Genomic DNA, 16,866 nt, shown 5'->3' with positions numbered 1-16,866 from the left:
ACAGGTATTCCACCTGTTATCCACAGGCGGGGAACAGGGTTTTGCACAGGCCGCACGGCCGCGGTTAACCCTTTGCGTGCCGCTTCGGCACAAATCGGCGTCACGCCCGTCGGTCGGCGCAGTCGCTGCACGAGGACCAGACTGCCAGCCCGGCTTGTTCAAGGCGCATCCTCTCCCACGGCATAGCGCTGCAAAGTAGGGCCGACGTTCTGGATAATTTCGTCGCGCGACAGGGCGACGACGGGCGGAAGCCGCAGCAGGTATCGGCACATCGCCAGACCCAGCAACTGGCTCGAAACGAGCCCGGCCCGTCGACCCGCATCGGCGGGGTCAGCGACCGCCGCAATCACCGGCCTGACCTGGTTGCCAAATACGTCGCGCAATTTTTCCGCGGCGAATTCGTTCGACGTCGCCGAACGCAGCAGAATTGCCATGCCAGGGCCGCTTGCCGGGCCCTCCCAGACTTCAAGAAAACGCCTGATCAGCGTTTCGCCGATGGCATTTCGGTCGATCACCCGCAGTGCCGGCAATTGCAGGTCGACGACCGCCGCCCTGGCGAACAGCTCATCCTTGCTGCGGAAATAGCGGATCACCATGGCCGGATCGATCGAGGCATGCGCCGCGACGTCCCGGATCGAGGCGCCCTCATAGCCGTGCTCGGCGAACAGGAGCTTCGCGGCCTCCAGGATTTTGGCGCGCGTGCGGTCCGACTTGCCGGGTTTTTTCGGCTGATTCTCGGTCATGAAATACTTATGCCAACAGCCGTTGACAAATGCAATGGCTTCGCCTAGAAAGTCAACGATCGTTGATGGAGAGAGAGATGTTGCCCGAAACCACGGAAGTCCTGATCGTTGGCGCCGGCCCGACCGGCATGGCGCTGTCCATCGTGCTGCACCAGGCCGGTGTCGATCATGTCCTGATCGAGCGGCTGGCGCAGGGCCTCCAGACCTCGCGGGCGGGCGTCATCCATGCGCAGACGCTGGAAACGCTGGAGCCTCTCGGCGTCACGCAGCGGCTGAGCGAACTTGCCCTAAAACTGCAGAATTTTGCCATCCGCGACCGCAACCGGGCGCTGCTCAATCTCGATTTCAGCAAGCTTCCTTCGAGGCATCCCTATCTGATGATGCTGCCTCAGAACCTGACCGAGCAGGTGTTCGCCGAACGGATCGCAGCCCTGGGCGGCGTGGTTCACCGCGTGGTCGAGGCCAAGGCGGTCGTTCAGGATGCTGACGGCGCACACGTGACGGTGGTCGAGAACGGCCGCGAGAAACTGATATCGGCACGCTACGTCATTGGTGCCGACGGCATGCACAGCCTGGTGCGCAAGTCGACCGGCATCGAGTTCGACGGCGCCGCCTATGATGCTTCGTTCGTACTCGCCGATGTTCGTCTCGACTGGCCGGTTGGCCCGACGGAAGTGTCGCTGTTCTTTGCACCGGCCGGGCTGGTGGTGGTGGCACCGCTCCCGGACGGTTCGTACCGGATCGTCGCGACAATGGATGACGCACCGGAAAACCCCGCGGTCGCCGACATCCAGGCGCTGCTCGACAGCCGTGGCCCGACCAAGAAAAGAACCCGGGTGCTCGAGCTGGCGTGGAGCTCACGTTTTCGCGTGCATCACCGCCTGGTCCGCTCGTACCGCAAGGACCGATTGTTCCTCATCGGCGATGCCGCGCACGTGCACAGCCCGGCGGGAGGGCAAGGCATGAACACGGGCATCATCGACGCGGTCGTGCTTGGCCAGTTGCTTGGCGACGTGGTGAACGGCGTGCGGCCGGAAACCGCGCTCGACCTCTACGAAACGCTGCGCCGCCCGGCGGCCCAGGAGGTGCTTGAACTGGCGGGCATGATGACCGAGATGGCGTTTTCCCGCAATTCGGTGAAGCGGTTCGTCCGCAATCTCGTGCTTTCGGCGCTGAATCTCACTCCATTTCTGAAGCGTCGCATCGCCTTGAAACTGTCGGGCCTCAGCCGGGCGTCGCTTGCCCGCCTGCCGGCACCTTCGCGCCAGCCGGCTCCAGTCGCCCAGACCAAGCCGGCAGCCGAACCAGGGCTGAAGCGTGTCGCCTGACAGCCGGAGTAATCCGGATCCCGGCCTCGAACTCGGCCGTGTGGGTGGTTAGACCCGTGCAACGGTCACCGGCAACAGGCCGACGCCTCAGGTGAGATGACGCCTCAGGTGATATATTGGCCGCCATTGGCTGATATGGTCGAGCCGGTGATGAAGCCGGCATCGTCTGACGCGAGGAAGACGACGCAGCGTGCGATCTCTTCCGGCTCGCCGAGGCGGCCGACCGGGATCTGCGGGATGACGCGCTCATTGAGCACCTTCTCGTCCATCGCCCTGACCATCTCGGTGGCGATGTAGCCGGGGCAGATGACATTGACGGTGATGCCGACCCGCGCCCCTTCCTGGGCGAGCGCCTTGGTGAAGCCGATATCGCCGGCCTTCGACGCCGAATAATTGACCTGGCCGGTCTGGCCTTTCTGGCCATTGATCGAGGAGATGGTGATGACGCGGCCGAACTTGCGGTCGCGCATGCCGACCCACAGCGGGTGCGTCATGTTGAAGACGCCGGAAAGATTGGTGTCGACGACCTCTTTCCACTGCTCGCGCGTCATCTTGTGGAACATGGCGTCGCGGGTGATGCCGGCATTGTTGACCAGAACGGAAACCGGGCCGAGATCGGCCTCGACCTGCTTGATGCCGGCGGCGCAGGCATCGTAGTCGGCGACCGACCATTTGTAGACGGGGATGCCGGTCTCTGCCTTGAATTTCTGGGCCGCTTCGTCATTGCCGGCGTAGTTCGCGGCGACCTGATAGCCGGCGGTTTTCAGGCCGATCGAGATCGCGGCGCCAATGCCGCGCGACCCACCGGTGACGAGTGCTACCTTTGTCATCATATCCTCCCTTTTTCTCGATCGGCGGGCGGCGAACGGGAAGGCTCTAACGACGATCGAGCCTGTTCGCCACCGACTGTTTCACGGCTTGCTCGCTCCGTCTTCACGGCGCTTTGCAGATGACTTCACAGCGCTTCCACGCACATGGCGACCCCCATGCCGCCGCCGATGCACAGCGTGGCAAGGCCTTTCCTGGCACTTCTGCGGCGCATCTCGTAAACCAGCGTGTTGAAGATGCGGGCCCCGGAGGCGCCGATCGGATGGCCGATGGCGATGGCGCCGCCATTGACATTGACGATCGACGGATCCCAGCCCATGTCCTTGTTGACGGCGCAGGCCTGGGCGGCGAAGGCTTCGTTGGCCTCGACCAGGTCGAGATCGCCGACCGACCAGCCGGCCTTGGCCAGCGCCTTGCGCGAGGCGGGAATGGGCCCGGTGCCCATGATCTGCGGATCGACACCCGCGGTCGCCCAGGACACTATGCGCGCCAGCGGCGTGATGCCGCGCTTTGCGGCTTCCGCTTCGGTCATCAGCAGCACGGCGGCGGCGCCGTCATTGATGCCGGAGGCATTGGCGGCGGTCACCGTGCCGTCCTTGTCGAAGGCCGGTCTCAGCTTGGTCATCGCCTCGATCGTGGCGCCGTGGCGGATATATTCGTCCTGGTCGACAATGGTGTCGCCCTTCTTGCCCTTGACGGTGAAGGCCACGATCTCGTCCTTGAATTTGCCGGCCTTCTGCGCGGCCTCTGCCTTGTTCTGGGAGGCCAATGCGAGCTGGTCCTGGTCCTCGCGGGTAATCTGGAACTGGCGAGCGACGTTTTCGGCCGTGTTGCCCATGTGGTAGCCATTGAAGGCGTCCCACAGCCCATCCTTGATCATTATGTCGATCATCTTGTAGTCGCCCATCTTGACGCCGGCACGCAGGTGTTGAGCGTGCGGGGCCAGCGACATCGATTCCTGCCCACCGGCGACGATCACCTTGGCATCGCCTGTCGCGATCTGCTGCATACCGAGAGCAATAGCGCGCAGACCTGAGCCGCAAACCTGGTTGAGGCCCCAGGCGGTGGTTTCATTTGGCAGGCCGGCTTCGATAGATGCCTGGCGGGCGGGGTTCTGGCCCTGAGCCGCGGTCAGCACCTGGCCGAGGATGACCTCGTCGACTTCCGCCGGCTCGACACCGGCACGGGACAGCAACTCCTTGATGACGACGGCACCAAGCTCATGCGCCGGCGTGGCGGCGAAGGCGCCGTTGAAGGAACCGACGGGCGTGCGCGCCGCACTGGCGACAACGATGGCAGCGGACATGTTCTTCTCCACACTTCGAGGTATCGAGGTTTTGGTATCGCAGTTTGTATCGTCAGGGCTTTTCTTGCCCTTTCAATGATCCAAGTCAAACCGGAAATGGGCATACCGGCCATGCGCCGCAAGCAGGTTGCGCATCGTGGTGGATACAGCTGGCCCATTGCTGCGCAGCATTTTTAGCCCGCCGTGCAGCATTAATTGATGCCGCACTGCACAAACCGCTTGGAATTGTGACGCTTTTGCGCATATCCTTGAAAAGGCGCAATCGTTACCGGCAGCTTACCTCAAGTGCGCCGGTGTCCCGGGAGGATGCTGATGGCCGCGAAAGACGAACCGATTATCATCAAGAAATATGCCAATCGCCGCCTCTACAACACCGGCACCAGCACCTATGTGACGCTCGAGGACCTTGCCGAAATGGTCAAGAAGGGCGTGGAGTTCACCGTCCAGGACGCCAAGACCGGCGACGACATCACCCATCCGGTGCTGACCCAGATCATCTTTGAACTGGAGAACAAGGAAGGGCAGAACATGCTGCCGATTCCGTTCCTGCGCCAGTTGATCGCTTTTTACGGCGACCAGATGCAGATGATCGTGCCGAGCTTCCTCGAACAGTCGATGATCGCCTTCTCAAAGGAGCAGGAACGCTTCCGCGAGCAGATGAAGGGTGCGTTGGGCAAGTCGCCGCTGGACATGATGAAGATCGCCACGCCGATCAAGGCGCTGGAAGAGCAGACGCGCCGCAATATGGAGATGTTCCAGAACGCCATGCGCCTGTTCACGCCCTTCCCACCCGCAGGCTCGAATGGCACTTCCGCAGCGCCGGCGGAGCCGGCCAGGAAAGAGACGTCGGAAAAGCCCGACGACCTTCAGGAACTGAAGGAACAGATCGCCGCCATGCAGCGCAAACTCGACACGATGTCGTGATCGCCGGCCGGACCAACCCCGGCCGAAATCTCTCATCAGCAGGCCGTATCAGAAATCTCCGCTCGAATGAGGCTGAGTCCCGCCCGACCCGCGCTATTTCGTCGTCACCGTCACCAGAGCCGTAACAGGTTTGCCGTCGACGAGAATGGGCTTGTGATGATCATCGGCAAGTAGGACGCCGATCACATGCTTGCCGGCGGCATCCGGGCAATGGCCGAAACGAGCCTTGACAAGATCGCCGCCAAAGTCGCTGTTCATGCTGTTGTACGGCTTGCCGGGGATGTTGCAGGTATCTCCGGCGGGATCGATCTTCATATGCAAATGGCCGCATTGGCTGACGCCGTCGCATTCACCCGCTGGCAGAAGCGTGAAGTTGCTGCTGACGACGACGCCTATCGCCTTCTCTGGGTCATTGCCGAGTTCGATGACCGAACCGGCCGCCGGCCAGACGATTTGCAGGGTTGGCCGATCTTCGGCCTGGGCAGACCCGAGCGACAGTAAAGAGAAAGCAAAGGCAGTCGTTGCGATGATGCGAAGCATGATAACCTCCATTGATGTTGTAATCACTGATTACATATGAAACGCATGGACGCAAGAAAATAATCAGTGATTACATGTCGGCATCGTGCTATTGGCAGGCATGACCAGCCCCACGGATTCCGGCGAAGCCGCCAACCCCAAGCGCTATCATCACGGAAATCTGGGCGAGGCCTTGATCGCTGCTACCGTAGAGATCATCGAAGAGCGCGGAGCAGAGCATGTCTCGGTGCGCGAGGCGGCAAAACGTGCCGGCGTTTCGCCCGGCGCGCCATTCCGGCATTTTCGGTCGAAATCAGCACTGCTGACCGCCGTCGCCGAACAGGCGATGAACCGGCTTACCGAGGCCGTTGCCGATGCGCAGTCCAAAGTCGGCAGCGCAGATCCCATTGTGGCCTTCGAAGCGATCGGGCAAGGCTATCTGGAGTGGGCGATCAGCAATCCCACGCATTTCCAGATCATCAGTTCTCGAACGCTGATCGATTTCGACGCGTCGGACAGTCTTCGTGATCAGAATGAAGCCGTTCGCCGGAAAATGATCGCCCTGCTGACCCAAGCGCAACAACAAGGTCGGCTGGCCCCGGACACCGACTTCGATCATCTGGTGCTTGCCGCCCGCGCATTTGTCTACGGCCTGGCACGCATGGCGATCGATGGTCATTTCCCGGAGTGGCATCCGTCCGAGCCGCCATCGCTCGCCGTACGGAAAGCTCTGCGTATTTTCATCAGCCAGATGACGAATCCCGAAACGCAATCTCACGAGCGCCCTGAAGTGGCTTCCGGGGATCGCTGACAAAACTGTCTTCGCACTGCAAAACCTGTCTTCGCACTGGTGTCAGGCGCACAGCTTCGAGTGAAGGGTGGCCTCTTTCATGACAAAAATTTCATGTCATCGCCACTGAGTGCCGCTGTTTTTGCGCCACACGAGACATATATGCTGCGCTGCAATATGGTCCGTTAGCGCCGTAATGAAGGATTTCGCCTTGCCCAGCAGAAAAACCGCCATCGTCACCGGTTCCACCTCGGGCATCGGCCTGGCAATCGCCCATGCCCTCGCGGCCGATGGCTGCAACATCGTCGTCAATTCCTTTTCAGACACGGCCGACGACCAGGCCGTCACCGATGCGATCGCCAAGCATCACGGCGTGAAGACTGTCTACATCAAGGCAGATATGTCGAAGCCGGCCGAATGCCGGGCGCTGGTCGCAAAGGCAGCCGAGAGCTTCGGCTCGGTCGACATCCTGGTCAACAATGCCGGCATCCAGCATGTCGCGCCGGTGGAAGAATTTCCCGTCGAGAAGTGGGACGCCATCATCGCCATCAATTTGTCGTCGGTCTTTCACACCATCGCCGCCGCCATCCCGCTGATGAGAGAAGCCGGCGGCGGCAGGATCGTCAACATCGCCTCGGCCCATGGGCTGGTCGCCTCGCCGTTCAAATCGGCCTATGTCGCGGCCAAGCACGGCATCATGGGACTGACCAAGACGGTCGCTTTGGAACTGGCGCGCGACAAGATCACCTGCAACGCCATCTGTCCCGGCTATGTGCTGACGCCGCTGGTCGAGGCGCAGATCCCCGACCAGATGAAGGCGAACAAGATGGACCGCGACACGGTGGTCCGCGAGGTCATGCTCGACAGGCAGCCGACCAAGGAATTCGTCACGGTCGAGCAAGTTGCCGCTGCCGCGGTGTTCCTGTGCTCGGATGCGGCAGCGCAGATCAACGGCACGCAAATCTCGGTCGACGGCGGCTGGACCGCGCAGTGATCCATCCAAGGGCTCTCTACAGATCAAGGACAACGCCATGACGACAAACGGCAAGGCGGAGGAGCCCAAGAAGATCAACGTCGCGCTGCAGGGCGGCGGCTCGCACGGCGCCTTTTCCTGGGGCGTGCTCGACCAGCTGCTGGAGGACGGACGGCTCGACATCGCGGCGGTTTCGGGCACCAGCGCCGGCGCCATGAACGCGGTGGCGCTGGCCGACGGCTTCGTCCGCGGCGGCGTCGAGGGCGCGCGGCAGAAGCTCGACGATTTCTGGCGTGCGGTGGCGCGGAAGGGCCGGTTCAGCCCGGTGCAGCGCATGCCGTGGGACGTCGCCTGGGGCAACTGGTCGATCGAGAACACGCCGGGCTATCTGTTTTTCGACACGATGTCGCGGGTGTTTTCGCCCTATGTCGCCAACCCGCTCGGCCTCAACCCGCTGCGCGACGTGATCGAACAGGAGATCGATTTCGGCAATGTGCGCGCCTGCAAATCGATGGAGCTGTTCATCTCCGCGACCAATGTCGAGACCGGGCAGTTACGCGTCTTTTCCGATGGCGAGATCGATCTCGACACGGTGATGGCGTCGGCTTGCCTGCCGCAGCTGTTCCGCGCCGTCGAGATCAAGGGCGTGCCCTACTGGGATGGCGGCTATGGCGGCAATCCGGCGCTGTTCCCGTTCTTCAAGACGACTGCCACCGAGGACGTGCTTTTGGTGCAGATCAATCCGGTGGTCCGCGAGGGGACGCCTAAGAGCGCCAACGAAATCCAGAATCGCATCGACGAGATCACCTTCAACGCCGGACTCTTGCGCGAATTCCGCTCGATCGCCTTCATCAAGGAGCTGATTGCCGCCGGCCGGCTGCCGCATGGCGAATACCGCGACATCCGCATGCACCGCATCGATGCCGACGAGGCATTCAAGGACCTGTCGGCATCGTCCAAGGTCAATGCCGAATGGGCGTTTCTGACCTATCTGCGCGACCTTGGCCGCACCGCCGCCAGCGACTGGCTGGAGGAGAATTACGACGCCGTCGGCAAGCGGCCGACGCTTGACCTCTCAGGCGAGCTCGACGACGGCTTCAAGCCGATGCGTGGTCCGGCACCGGGCCGGCGGGTCAAGGAGTTCCTTGCAGCACGCAAGAAGCCCGAGGCAGCGCGTCGCCGAGCCTGAGGCGTTTTGTTTGTCAGTTTTTTTGCAAGGCTAGATCGATCACCTTGATCAGCACGGCCGCAGCCCGCCGCTGCTCGTCCGGATCGCTGATGCGCATCTTCATGCCTTCCAGTCCGTCGAGCAGCATGTCGGCCAGCAATTTTGCCGACAAGCCCTTGGCGGTGAGATCGACGCCATTGCGTCCGGCCTCGCTCTGGATCGCTGCCGCGACATGCTCGGAAAACCGGCTGCGCCAGCAGCCGATCAGGTCGGCGAGACTCGATTTCATGTCGAGGAGTTCGGCGCCATGCGGCGAGGCGTGGACGGTGCGCGTCATCGAGATCAGCGCTTCGTCGATGGCCCGCATCGTGCGCTCGGCAAATGGTTCTTCGCCGGCGAGTGCCGTTTTCGCCTGCTCGAGCGAGCGGGAGAGCAGCATCACCGCAATGGCGCGATAAATATCGGTCTTGTTCTTGAACTGGAGATAAAGCGCCGGCCGCGACATGTCGGCGGCACGCGCAATGTCGTCCATGGTGGTGCGGGCGAAACCATAGGCCAGAAACACCTTCATCGCGCTGTCCAGAATGCGGGCGCGCTTGGGGTCGGTGGCGATGTCCTCGATCTCGATCATGGCGCGACTTTATCCTGCAAAAGCTCTATTGACAAAATGACGTAATTTGTCAAGATGTATAAGGGCGAATGGCCGACCGGGCCTGCCCGGGCTGTGGACGACAACAAAGGGTATCCCCATGCACCTCACCGTCGACGGGCGGGCATTCGACGTCAATGCCGATCCCGAAATGCCGCTGCTGTGGGCGCTGCGCGATCTCATGGGCAAGACCGGGCCGAAGTTCGGCTGCGGCATCGCCGCCTGCGGCGCCTGCACGGTGCATGTCGACGGCCAGCCGGTGCGCTCCTGTTCATTGCCGATCGGTGAGGTCACCGGCGCGGTCACCACGATCGAAGGCATCGGCACCGAAGGCAGATTGCATCCGGTACAGCAGGCATGGCTGGAAGAGCAGGTCGCCCAGTGCGGCTACTGCCAAGCCGGCCAGATCATGAGCGCGGTGGCGCTGCTCGACCAGGTTGCCGACCCGACCGATGCCGACATCGACGATGCCATGGGCGGCAATCTCTGCCGCTGCGGCACCTACCCGAAGATCCGTGCGGCGATCAGACGAGCGGTCGTCCTCAAGACGGCGGGAATCTGACCATGGCCAGTGTCGGAAAGATCGCCCGCCGCACGTTTCTCATCGGCACCGCTGCCATCGCGGGCGGCGTCGCCGTCGGCTATTACTATTATCGCAAGCCTTTTCCGAATCCGCTGGAAGGCGACCTCGCGGCCGATGAAGCGACCTTCAACCCCTATGTGAAAATCGGCGCCGACAACACCATCACCATCGTCGCGCCGCGCGCCGAGATGGGCCAAGGCATCTCGACGACGCTTGCTGCCATGGTTGCCGAAGAGCTCGATGTCGGGCTCGACCAGATCAAGGTCGAGCACGGCCCGGCCTCCTACGCCTATTTCAATGCGGCGATGCTGGAAGAGGGCGGGCCGTTCGCCTTCTTCGATGAAAGCATGACCGCTGAAATAGTGCGCGCCGGCATGGGCGTGGTCGGAAAATTCCTCGCCCTGCAAGGCACCGGCGGTTCGACATCGACGGTCGACGGTTTCGGCAAGATGCGGCAGGCAGGCGCCGTCGCGCGGCAGATGCTGATTGCGGCGGCCGCGCAAAAGCTCGGCATAGCTGCCGCCGAGCTGGAAACCGCCAATGGCAGGGTCCTGCACAAGGCGTCGGGCAAGTCGCTGACCTATGGCGCGGTCGCCGCGACCGCTGCGACGATGGCGCCGCCCGCGGAAATCAGGCTCAAGGACAAAGCCGACTGGAAACTGCTCGGCAAACCGCAAAAACGCATCGACATGCTGGCCAAGGTCACCGGGGCACCGATCTTCGGCATCGACGTGACGCTGCCGCAGATGCTGTACGGCACGGTCAAGATGAGCCCGCGCTTCTGGGCCAAACCGGTCAAGGCGGATGTCTCCAACGCCGAGAAAATGCCTGGCGTGATCAAGATCGTGCCGATCGACACGAATTACGGCCACGGCTTCGGCATCATCGCCGAAAACACCTGGGCGGCGTTCAAGGCGGCGGAGGCGATCGACGCCGAATGGGCCGATCCGGAATATCCGCCGGACAGCGCCGGCATTTCCGAGGTGCTGAAGCAGGCGCTCGGCACGAAAGGATCGGTGATGCGCGACGATGGCGATGTCGATACCGCCTTCGCGGACGCGCCCCGCGAAAGGATCGTCGAGGCCGACTATGAGGTGCCTTATCTGGCACATGCGACGATGGAGCCGATGAACGCGACGGCGCGGCTGAAGGACGGCGCTCTCGACATCTGGTGCGGCAACCAGGCGCCGACTTTGGTGCGGCAGCTTTGCGCCAATGCTGTCGGCATCGAACAGGACAAGGTCAGCGTCCCCACCACCTTCATGGGCGGCGGCTTCGGCCGACGTATCGAGGTGGACTTTGCGCTCTGTGCCGCGTTGATGGCGAAGGAAACCGCAGGCCGGCCGATCAAGGTGATCTGGACGCGCGAGGAGGACATGCGCCACGACGCTTACCGGCCGGCTTCGGTCGGCAAATTCCAGGCGCGGCTTGGCGACGACGGCATGCCGGTCGCCATCGGCATGGCAATCGCCTCGCCATCGCCGATAGCCAGCACCTTGCGCCGGCTGTTTCCCTCGATATCGCCGCTTGGCCCCGACAAGTCCATTGTCGATGGAGCCTACGACCAGCCCTACACCATCCCGAATTACCGGGTCAGCGGCATTGCTGCGCCCGCTTCCATCCCGGTCGGCTTCTGGCGATCGGTCGGCTGCTCGATCAACGGCTTCTTTCATGAGGGTTTTATGGACGAGATCGCCGTCGCCGGGAAAACCGATCCGGTCGAACTGCGCAAGATGCTGATGGCTGCCTATCCGGCAGCGGTGAAGGTGGTCGAGAAGGTCGCCGAAATGGCGAAGTGGGGCGAGGCGCTGCCCGCCGGCAAGGCCAAGGGCATGGCGTTCACGCTGTCCTTCGGCAGTTGGGTCGGCGAGATCGTCCAGGTCGCCGACACGCCGTCCGGGATCCGCATCGAGAAGATGTGGATCGCCGCCGATGTCGGCACCGCGCTCGATCCTGGTATCATCGAGGCGCAACTCATCTCCGCCGCCATCTACGGGCTGTCGGCAGCGATGGGTCAGGAGATTACTTTCGCCGACGGCATGGTCGAGCAGTCGAATTTTCATGACTACGACGCCATGCGCATCTCCCAGTGTCCGGCGTTCGAAGTCGCCATCCTGGAGAATTTTCACAAGATGGGCGGCGTTGGCGAAGTCGGCACGCCGCCGGCGGCACCGGCACTCGCCAACGCCATCTTCGCACTGACAGGCAAGCGCATCCGGACACTGCCCTTGTCGAAGGAGGTGACCTTTGCATGAAATATTCCCATCATGCTGACAGCTGCTGCCATGCTGTTTTGCTGGCGCCTTTACCAAGGGCACTGGCAAGCCGGGCACGGCACCGATGATGGTCGATGCAGCCAAGACTTGCCCGAGGGACGCGGTCTGGCGGTTGCTTTCGCATCCGCGCTGCGCCGAGTGTTATGTCGCAGATAAAAGGCCGCGCTGGTCCGGCGCGCTTCACGGCGGCCGCACCCTGCCCAGCGAAGTATTACCCATCAACATTTCTGACTATATTGCGGTGCAACTTTGATGTAGAAGCTCGTTCGCCGATCACGGCAAGTTGAACACGGCCTTGCGCGCACCCATATCGGCGACGCGCCCGAGTTAGAAGACGCGGCCTGGCCGAATCCCGCGCACTGGAAAAATGACGATGCCGAAGTACAGGTTTCACAAGCTTGCAGCCATTGTTGTGCTTGTCGGTTTCGCTGCGTGGATGGCGACGGGCGAGTTCTCGTCCGTCGGCAGCGCGGCCGCCGACAAATCCAAAGCGGGGGAGGTCGAGCAGCCAAAGGCGGCTGACGCCGGCAACGCCAAGCCCGCTGAGGCAGAACAGCCCAAGGCGACCTTGCGCACCGTCGCGACCATAACCCCGCCCAGGCGTACCTATGCGCGCGCCATCCGGATTTCCGGACTGACCGAAGCCGACAAGCGCGCGGTCCTGGCGACGCGCGTCGCCGGCGTCATCGACAAGCTGCCGGTCAAGCAGGGACAGCGCGTCAAGACCGGCGACCTCGTGCTGATGCTGGCAGCCGAGGAAAAGCTTTCGGCGGTCAGCAACGCCAAGCAGCTTCTGGTCCAGCGTCGGGCCGAACTCGATGCAGCATTGCGGCTGATGAAAACCGGCAATCTGCCCAAGCTGCAGCTCGATACCGCGCGCTCCAACCTGACGCTAGCCCAGTCGCACCTGGAAGCCGCGCAGGCCGAACTCGACCGCAACGAGGTGAAGGCGCCGTTCGACGGCGTCATCGACCGGGTACCGGTGGAGCTTGGCAGTTCCGTGATGCAGGGCGGCGAAGTGGCGACCATTCTGAGCCTCGATCCGGTGATCGCCCGCGGCGAGGTCAGCGAACGTGATCTCGGCTATCTGAAGATCGGCGACAAGGCGAAGGTACGGTTGGTCAGCGGCCAGAATGTCGAGGGCACCGTGCGCTATATCAGCCGCGACGCCTCGTCCGCCACCCGCACCTTCCGCGTCGAGATCGCAATCCCCAACCCCGAGGGCACCATTCCGGCCGGGATGACCGCCGAGATCGCGCTGAGCGCGCAGCCGACCGACGCAGTCATGCTGCCGCGCTCCGTGGTGACGCTCGGCGACAAGGGCGATCTCGGCATCCGCGCCGTCGACAAGGACAACAAGGTCGTGTTCTTCCCGATCGATCTGGTCGACGATACGCCAACCGGCCTGGTGCTCGGCGGCATCCCTGCCGATGCGCGCATCATCGTCGCCGGCCAGGAACTGGTGAAGGAAGGCGAAGTGGTCAAGCCGGTCGAGGCCGACCAGGCGACCATCCAGAAGCTGCTGGGCGAAGCGACGGCCGGGACGCAGTAATCATGGATATCGTCAAACTCGCAATCAGCAATGCCAGGCTGACCATTTCGGTGCTGGTGTTCCTCATCCTTGCCGGTGCGGTCGCCTATCAGTCGACACCGAAGGAAGCGGAACCCGACGTTCCGATTCCGATGATGTATGTCAGCCTGATCTATCAGGGCATCTCGCCCGAGGATTCGGAACGCCTTCTGCTGCGGCCGATGGAAGCCAAGCTGAAGAGCCTCAAGGGGCTCAAGGAGATGCGTTCGGCCGCCTTCCAGGGCGGCGGTTATGTGCTGGTCGAATTCCACCCGCAGACGGATCTGGCGACGGCGCTGCAGGACACGCGCAGCAAGGTCCAGGACGGCAAGGCCGACCTGCCGCAGGCAGCCGAGGAGCCTGTGGTCTCCGAAGTCAACGTCTCCGAATTCCCCGTCCTTGTCGTGACGCTGTCGGGCGAAGTGCCCGAGCGCGTTCTGACGACGGCGGCGCGCGAGTTGCGCGACCGCATCGAGGAAGTACCGGGCGTGCTGGAGGGCTCGCTGCAGGGCGCCCGCGACGATCTCGTCGAAGTCGTCATCGATCCGATGAAACTGTCTTCCTACGGGCTGCAGCTCGAGCAGCTGATCGGTGCGGTAGGCGATTCCAACAGTCTTGTCGCCGCCGGCAACATCGAAGGGTCCGAGGGCAAATACGCCGTCAAGGTGCCGTCGCTGATCGAAACGCCACAGGACGTGGCGGCGCTTCCGATCGTCGCCGGCCCCAATGCAGTGGTGCAGGCCCAGGATATCGCCACCGTCCGCTCCACCTTCAAGGACGCCGAGACGGTGACCCGTCTCGACGGCAAGCCGGCGATCGCCATCGAGGTGAAGAAGCGCATCGGCTCCAACCTGATCGACACGATCGCCCAGGTGAGGGCCGTGTCCGATGCCTTCATAAAGACCATGCCGGAAGGCATGCACGTCACCTACACGCAGGACAAATCGGTGTTCGTCAACCAGTTGCTCGGCGATCTGCAGAACCACGTCATGATCGCCGTGATCCTGGTGTTCATCGTCATTCTCTACGCGCTGTCGGGCCGCGCCTCGCTGCTGATCGGCCTCGCCATTCCATCGTCCTTCCTGATCGGCATCCTGCTGTTGGCCATGATGGGCTACACGATCAACATGATCGTGCTGTTCAGCCTCATCCTGGCGGTCGGCATGCTGGTCGACGACGCCATCATCGTCACCGAATTCGCCGAGCGGCGGATGAGCGAAGGCATGCCTAAGGCAGAGGCGTTCGCGCTTGCCGCCAAGCGCATGGCCGGTCCGGTCATCGCCGCGACGATGACGCGCATCGCCGCCTTTTCGCCGCTGCTGTTCTGGCCGGGCATCATCGGCGACTTCATGAAATACATGCCGATCACGCTGATCGTCACGCTCTCGGCCTCGATGCTCTATGCACTGGTCTTTGCACCGGCGCTGGGCGCCTTGTTCGCCAAGGCGCCGCCGCATCACGAGAGCGACAACCGCGACGGCTGGTACATGGCGGTGGTCAAGCAGGCGGTGCGCTTTCCCATCACCGTGCTTCTGCTCACCGTCGGCCTCTTGTTCGGTGTCGGCTTTGCCTATTCGAAATACGGCGCCGGCGTCGAGTTCTTCCCGAATGTCGAGCCTGACTACGGTCTGCTCTACGTGCACGCCCGCGGCAACCTTTCGCTCGCCGAAATGGATGCCGCCACAACGACCGCGGAAAACCGGCTTCTCGGCTGGCCGGGCGTGAAATCGGTCTATACCCGTGTCGGCAAGACGCAAGGCGGCGGCCAGGACATTCCTGAAGACGTGGTCGGCGTGATCCAGTACGAGTTCGTCGACTGGCGCGAGCGCAAATCGGCGAACGCCATCCTGGACGAGCTGCGCGGCGTCATGGCCGGCATTCCCGGCGTCGACGTCGAGGTTCGCGTGCCCGAGGCCGGCCCGCCCACCGGCAAGCCGATCCAGATCAGGCTGTCAGCCGTCGACCCGAAAGGTCTCGACGACAAGGCGCGCGCCGTCGCCGCACGCATTGCCAAGGTGCCCGGCGTCATCGACATTTCCGACGGCCTGCCGCCGCCCGGCGTCGACTGGGCGCTCGACGTCGATCGCGCCAAGGCGGCGCAATACGGCATCAGCCCGACCTCGGTCGGCACGGTGGTGCAACTGGTGACGAACGGGCTGAAGCTCAGCGAATACCGGCCGGCCGGTGCTGACGACGCCGTCGACATCAGGCTGCGCCTGCCCGAGGACCGGCGCACGCTGTCGACCCTCGACGACCTCAGGGTGCAGACGTCGCAAGGGTCGGTGCCGATCTCGAATTTCGTCGTGCGCAAGCCCGAGCCGACCGTCGGCATCCTCAACCGCATCGACGGCGCGCGCACCGTGGTCGTCCAGGCCAATGTCGCCGCCGGCGAGCAGGTCGCTTCTGTCCAGCAGCAGGTCAGCCAGGCTGTCGCCGAAGTGGATCTCGGCAGCGGCATACGCTGGAAGCTTGCCGGCTCGAACGAGGACAGCGCCGAGGCCAGCGCTTTCCTCAGCAAGGCCTTTGGCGCGGCGATCTTCCTGATCTTCCTGGTGCTTCTGATGCAGTTCAACAAGTTCACCAGCGTCTGGCTGGTGCTGTCCTGCGTGGTCATGGCGACCGTCGGCGTGTTCCTGGGATTGCTGTTGACTGGAGAGGCGTTCGGCATCGTCATGTCGGGCATCGGCGTCATCGCGCTGGCCGGCGTGGTGGTGAACAACAACATCGTGCTGATCGACACCTACGACCGGCTGCGCGAAGAGGGCTGGGACAAGATGGACGCCGTGCTGCAGACTTGCCGCGAACGTGCCCGCCCGGTGGTGCTGACGGCGGTGTCGGCGATCCTCGGCGTGCTGCCGATCGCTTTCGGCCTCGGTCTCGAAATCTTCCATCACGAGACGACGATCAACGCGCCGTCGACGCAATGGTGGATTTCACTGTCCTCGGCGATCGTCTTCGGCCTGTCCTTCGCCACCTTGCTGACTCTGGTGGTGACACCGTCGATGCTGATGGTGTTCACGCGTAGCAAGAACAGCCGCTTCTATGCATTCTTCCGTCGGGTGTTCCGGCGCGGAACGCCAGCCGATGCGACTATGGAGACCTCCGCAGGGCCGGGCTTGCTCGACGAGCCGGCGATCGACTTCCCGAAGGCCGCCGAATAGGTCGCTCCCTTCAGCCCAGGTAGAAAAGGCCGCCGGGAACAACCCAGC

General features: G+C 62.9%; 14 protein-coding genes. 9 read left to right on the top strand and 5 right to left on the bottom strand.

The annotated features are described in order from the left end of the window. Window positions 1-158: 158 nt before the first annotated feature. Window positions 159-743: a TetR/AcrR family transcriptional regulator gene (locus tag AC0L2B_RS24470; protein WP_473747130.1), complete on the bottom strand. Its 585-nt coding sequence runs from the start codon at window positions 741-743 to the stop codon at window positions 159-161. Between the two features lie 77 nt (window positions 744-820). Here AC0L2B_RS24470 and AC0L2B_RS24465 point away from each other — a divergent pair, with 77 nt between their 5' ends. Then, the gene (locus AC0L2B_RS24465; protein WP_473747129.1) at window positions 821-2,071 is read left to right on the top strand and encodes an FAD-dependent oxidoreductase; all 1,251 of its coding nucleotides are present in this window, start codon (window positions 821-823) and stop codon (window positions 2,069-2,071) included. Window positions 2,072-2,175: 104 nt separating this feature from the next. Here AC0L2B_RS24465 and phbB read toward each other — a convergent pair whose 3' ends face one another. Further along, window positions 2,176-2,901 carry an acetoacetyl-CoA reductase gene (gene phbB / locus AC0L2B_RS24460; protein WP_091593354.1) on the bottom strand — a complete coding sequence of 242 codons (726 nt, stop codon included), beginning with the start codon at window positions 2,899-2,901 and terminating at the stop codon, window positions 2,176-2,178. Window positions 2,902-3,026: 125 nt separating this feature from the next. Beyond that, on the bottom strand, window positions 3,027-4,205 hold the full coding sequence (locus AC0L2B_RS24455) for an acetyl-CoA C-acetyltransferase (RefSeq protein ID WP_473747128.1): 1,179 nt from the start codon (window positions 4,203-4,205) through the stop codon (window positions 3,027-3,029). Between the two features lie 312 nt (window positions 4,206-4,517). Between AC0L2B_RS24455 and phaR the strand changes: the two genes are divergently transcribed. Further along, window positions 4,518-5,129 (top strand): polyhydroxyalkanoate synthesis repressor PhaR, encoded by a 612-nt coding sequence (gene phaR, locus AC0L2B_RS24450; RefSeq protein WP_027152940.1) that lies wholly within the window; start codon window positions 4,518-4,520, stop codon window positions 5,127-5,129. A gap of 93 nt (window positions 5,130-5,222) precedes the next feature. Here phaR and AC0L2B_RS24445 read toward each other — a convergent pair whose 3' ends face one another. Further along, a complete protein-coding gene (locus AC0L2B_RS24445; protein ID WP_473747127.1) occupies window positions 5,223-5,669 on the bottom strand; it encodes a hypothetical protein in 447 nt (148 codons plus the stop codon). A gap of 100 nt (window positions 5,670-5,769) precedes the next feature. Here AC0L2B_RS24445 and AC0L2B_RS24440 point away from each other — a divergent pair, with 100 nt between their 5' ends. From AC0L2B_RS24440 to AC0L2B_RS24430, 3 genes are all read left to right on the top strand, one after another. Further along, the gene (locus tag AC0L2B_RS24440; RefSeq protein ID WP_473747126.1) at window positions 5,770-6,459 is read left to right on the top strand and encodes a TetR/AcrR family transcriptional regulator; all 690 of its coding nucleotides are present in this window, start codon (window positions 5,770-5,772) and stop codon (window positions 6,457-6,459) included. A 190-nt stretch (window positions 6,460-6,649) separates the two neighbouring features. Then, the gene (locus AC0L2B_RS24435; protein WP_473747125.1) at window positions 6,650-7,432 is read left to right on the top strand and encodes a 3-hydroxybutyrate dehydrogenase; all 783 of its coding nucleotides are present in this window, start codon (window positions 6,650-6,652) and stop codon (window positions 7,430-7,432) included. 37 nt (window positions 7,433-7,469) lie between these two features. Beyond that, complete coding sequence (locus tag AC0L2B_RS24430; protein ID WP_027152943.1) at window positions 7,470-8,600, top strand: patatin-like phospholipase family protein; 1,131 nt, start codon at window positions 7,470-7,472, stop codon at window positions 8,598-8,600. Window positions 8,601-8,613: 13 nt separating this feature from the next. Here the strand turns inward: AC0L2B_RS24430 and AC0L2B_RS24425 are convergent, their stop codons facing one another. After that, window positions 8,614-9,210: a TetR/AcrR family transcriptional regulator gene (locus AC0L2B_RS24425; RefSeq protein WP_473512242.1), complete on the bottom strand. Its 597-nt coding sequence runs from the start codon at window positions 9,208-9,210 to the stop codon at window positions 8,614-8,616. Between the two features lie 118 nt (window positions 9,211-9,328). Here AC0L2B_RS24425 and AC0L2B_RS24420 point away from each other — a divergent pair, with 118 nt between their 5' ends. The 4 genes from AC0L2B_RS24420 (at window position 9,329) to AC0L2B_RS24405 (ending at window position 16,818) form a co-directional block, all read left to right on the top strand. Next, on the top strand, window positions 9,329-9,790 hold the full coding sequence (locus AC0L2B_RS24420) for a (2Fe-2S)-binding protein (protein WP_473747123.1): 462 nt from the start codon (window positions 9,329-9,331) through the stop codon (window positions 9,788-9,790). Window positions 9,791-9,792: 2 nt separating this feature from the next. Beyond that, window positions 9,793-12,066, top strand: coding sequence for a xanthine dehydrogenase family protein molybdopterin-binding subunit (locus tag AC0L2B_RS24415; protein WP_473747122.1), 2,274 nt, complete (start codon window positions 9,793-9,795; stop codon window positions 12,064-12,066). Between the two features lie 394 nt (window positions 12,067-12,460). Continuing rightward, window positions 12,461-13,639: an efflux RND transporter periplasmic adaptor subunit gene (locus tag AC0L2B_RS24410; protein ID WP_473747121.1), complete on the top strand. Its 1,179-nt coding sequence runs from the start codon at window positions 12,461-12,463 to the stop codon at window positions 13,637-13,639. A gap of 2 nt (window positions 13,640-13,641) precedes the next feature. Further along, window positions 13,642-16,818, top strand: coding sequence for an efflux RND transporter permease subunit (locus AC0L2B_RS24405; protein ID WP_473747120.1), 3,177 nt, complete (start codon window positions 13,642-13,644; stop codon window positions 16,816-16,818). Window positions 16,819-16,866 lie beyond the last annotated feature (48 nt).

Source organism: Mesorhizobium sp. WSM4815, from assembly GCF_055811575.1.
Note: the sequence above shows the minus strand (reverse complement) of the source record. Positions and strands in the feature narration are given on the sequence as shown.

Excerpts from the sequence above, each read along its gene's own strand:
- AC0L2B_RS24405 (WP_473747120.1), top strand. The coding sequence starts at position 13,642 with ATGGATATCGTCAAACTCGCAATCAGCAATGCCAGGCTGACCATTTCG.
- phbB (WP_091593354.1), bottom strand. The coding sequence starts at position 2,901 with ATGACAAAGGTAGCACTCGTCACCGGTGGGTCGCGCGGCATTGGCGCC.
- AC0L2B_RS24455 (WP_473747128.1), bottom strand. The coding sequence starts at position 4,205 with ATGTCCGCTGCCATCGTTGTCGCCAGTGCGGCGCGCACGCCCGTCGGT.
- AC0L2B_RS24445 (WP_473747127.1), bottom strand. The coding sequence starts at position 5,669 with ATGCTTCGCATCATCGCAACGACTGCCTTTGCTTTCTCTTTACTGTCG.
- AC0L2B_RS24410 (WP_473747121.1), top strand. The coding sequence starts at position 12,461 with ATGCCGAAGTACAGGTTTCACAAGCTTGCAGCCATTGTTGTGCTTGTC.
- AC0L2B_RS24440 (WP_473747126.1), top strand. The coding sequence starts at position 5,770 with ATGACCAGCCCCACGGATTCCGGCGAAGCCGCCAACCCCAAGCGCTAT.
- AC0L2B_RS24430 (WP_027152943.1), top strand. The coding sequence starts at position 7,470 with ATGACGACAAACGGCAAGGCGGAGGAGCCCAAGAAGATCAACGTCGCG.
- AC0L2B_RS24465 (WP_473747129.1), top strand. The coding sequence starts at position 821 with ATGTTGCCCGAAACCACGGAAGTCCTGATCGTTGGCGCCGGCCCGACC.
- AC0L2B_RS24425 (WP_473512242.1), bottom strand. The coding sequence starts at position 9,210 with ATGATCGAGATCGAGGACATCGCCACCGACCCCAAGCGCGCCCGCATT.
- AC0L2B_RS24470 (WP_473747130.1), bottom strand. The coding sequence starts at position 743 with ATGACCGAGAATCAGCCGAAAAAACCCGGCAAGTCGGACCGCACGCGC.
- phaR (WP_027152940.1), top strand. The coding sequence starts at position 4,518 with ATGGCCGCGAAAGACGAACCGATTATCATCAAGAAATATGCCAATCGC.
- AC0L2B_RS24415 (WP_473747122.1), top strand. The coding sequence starts at position 9,793 with ATGGCCAGTGTCGGAAAGATCGCCCGCCGCACGTTTCTCATCGGCACC.
- AC0L2B_RS24420 (WP_473747123.1), top strand. The coding sequence starts at position 9,329 with ATGCACCTCACCGTCGACGGGCGGGCATTCGACGTCAATGCCGATCCC.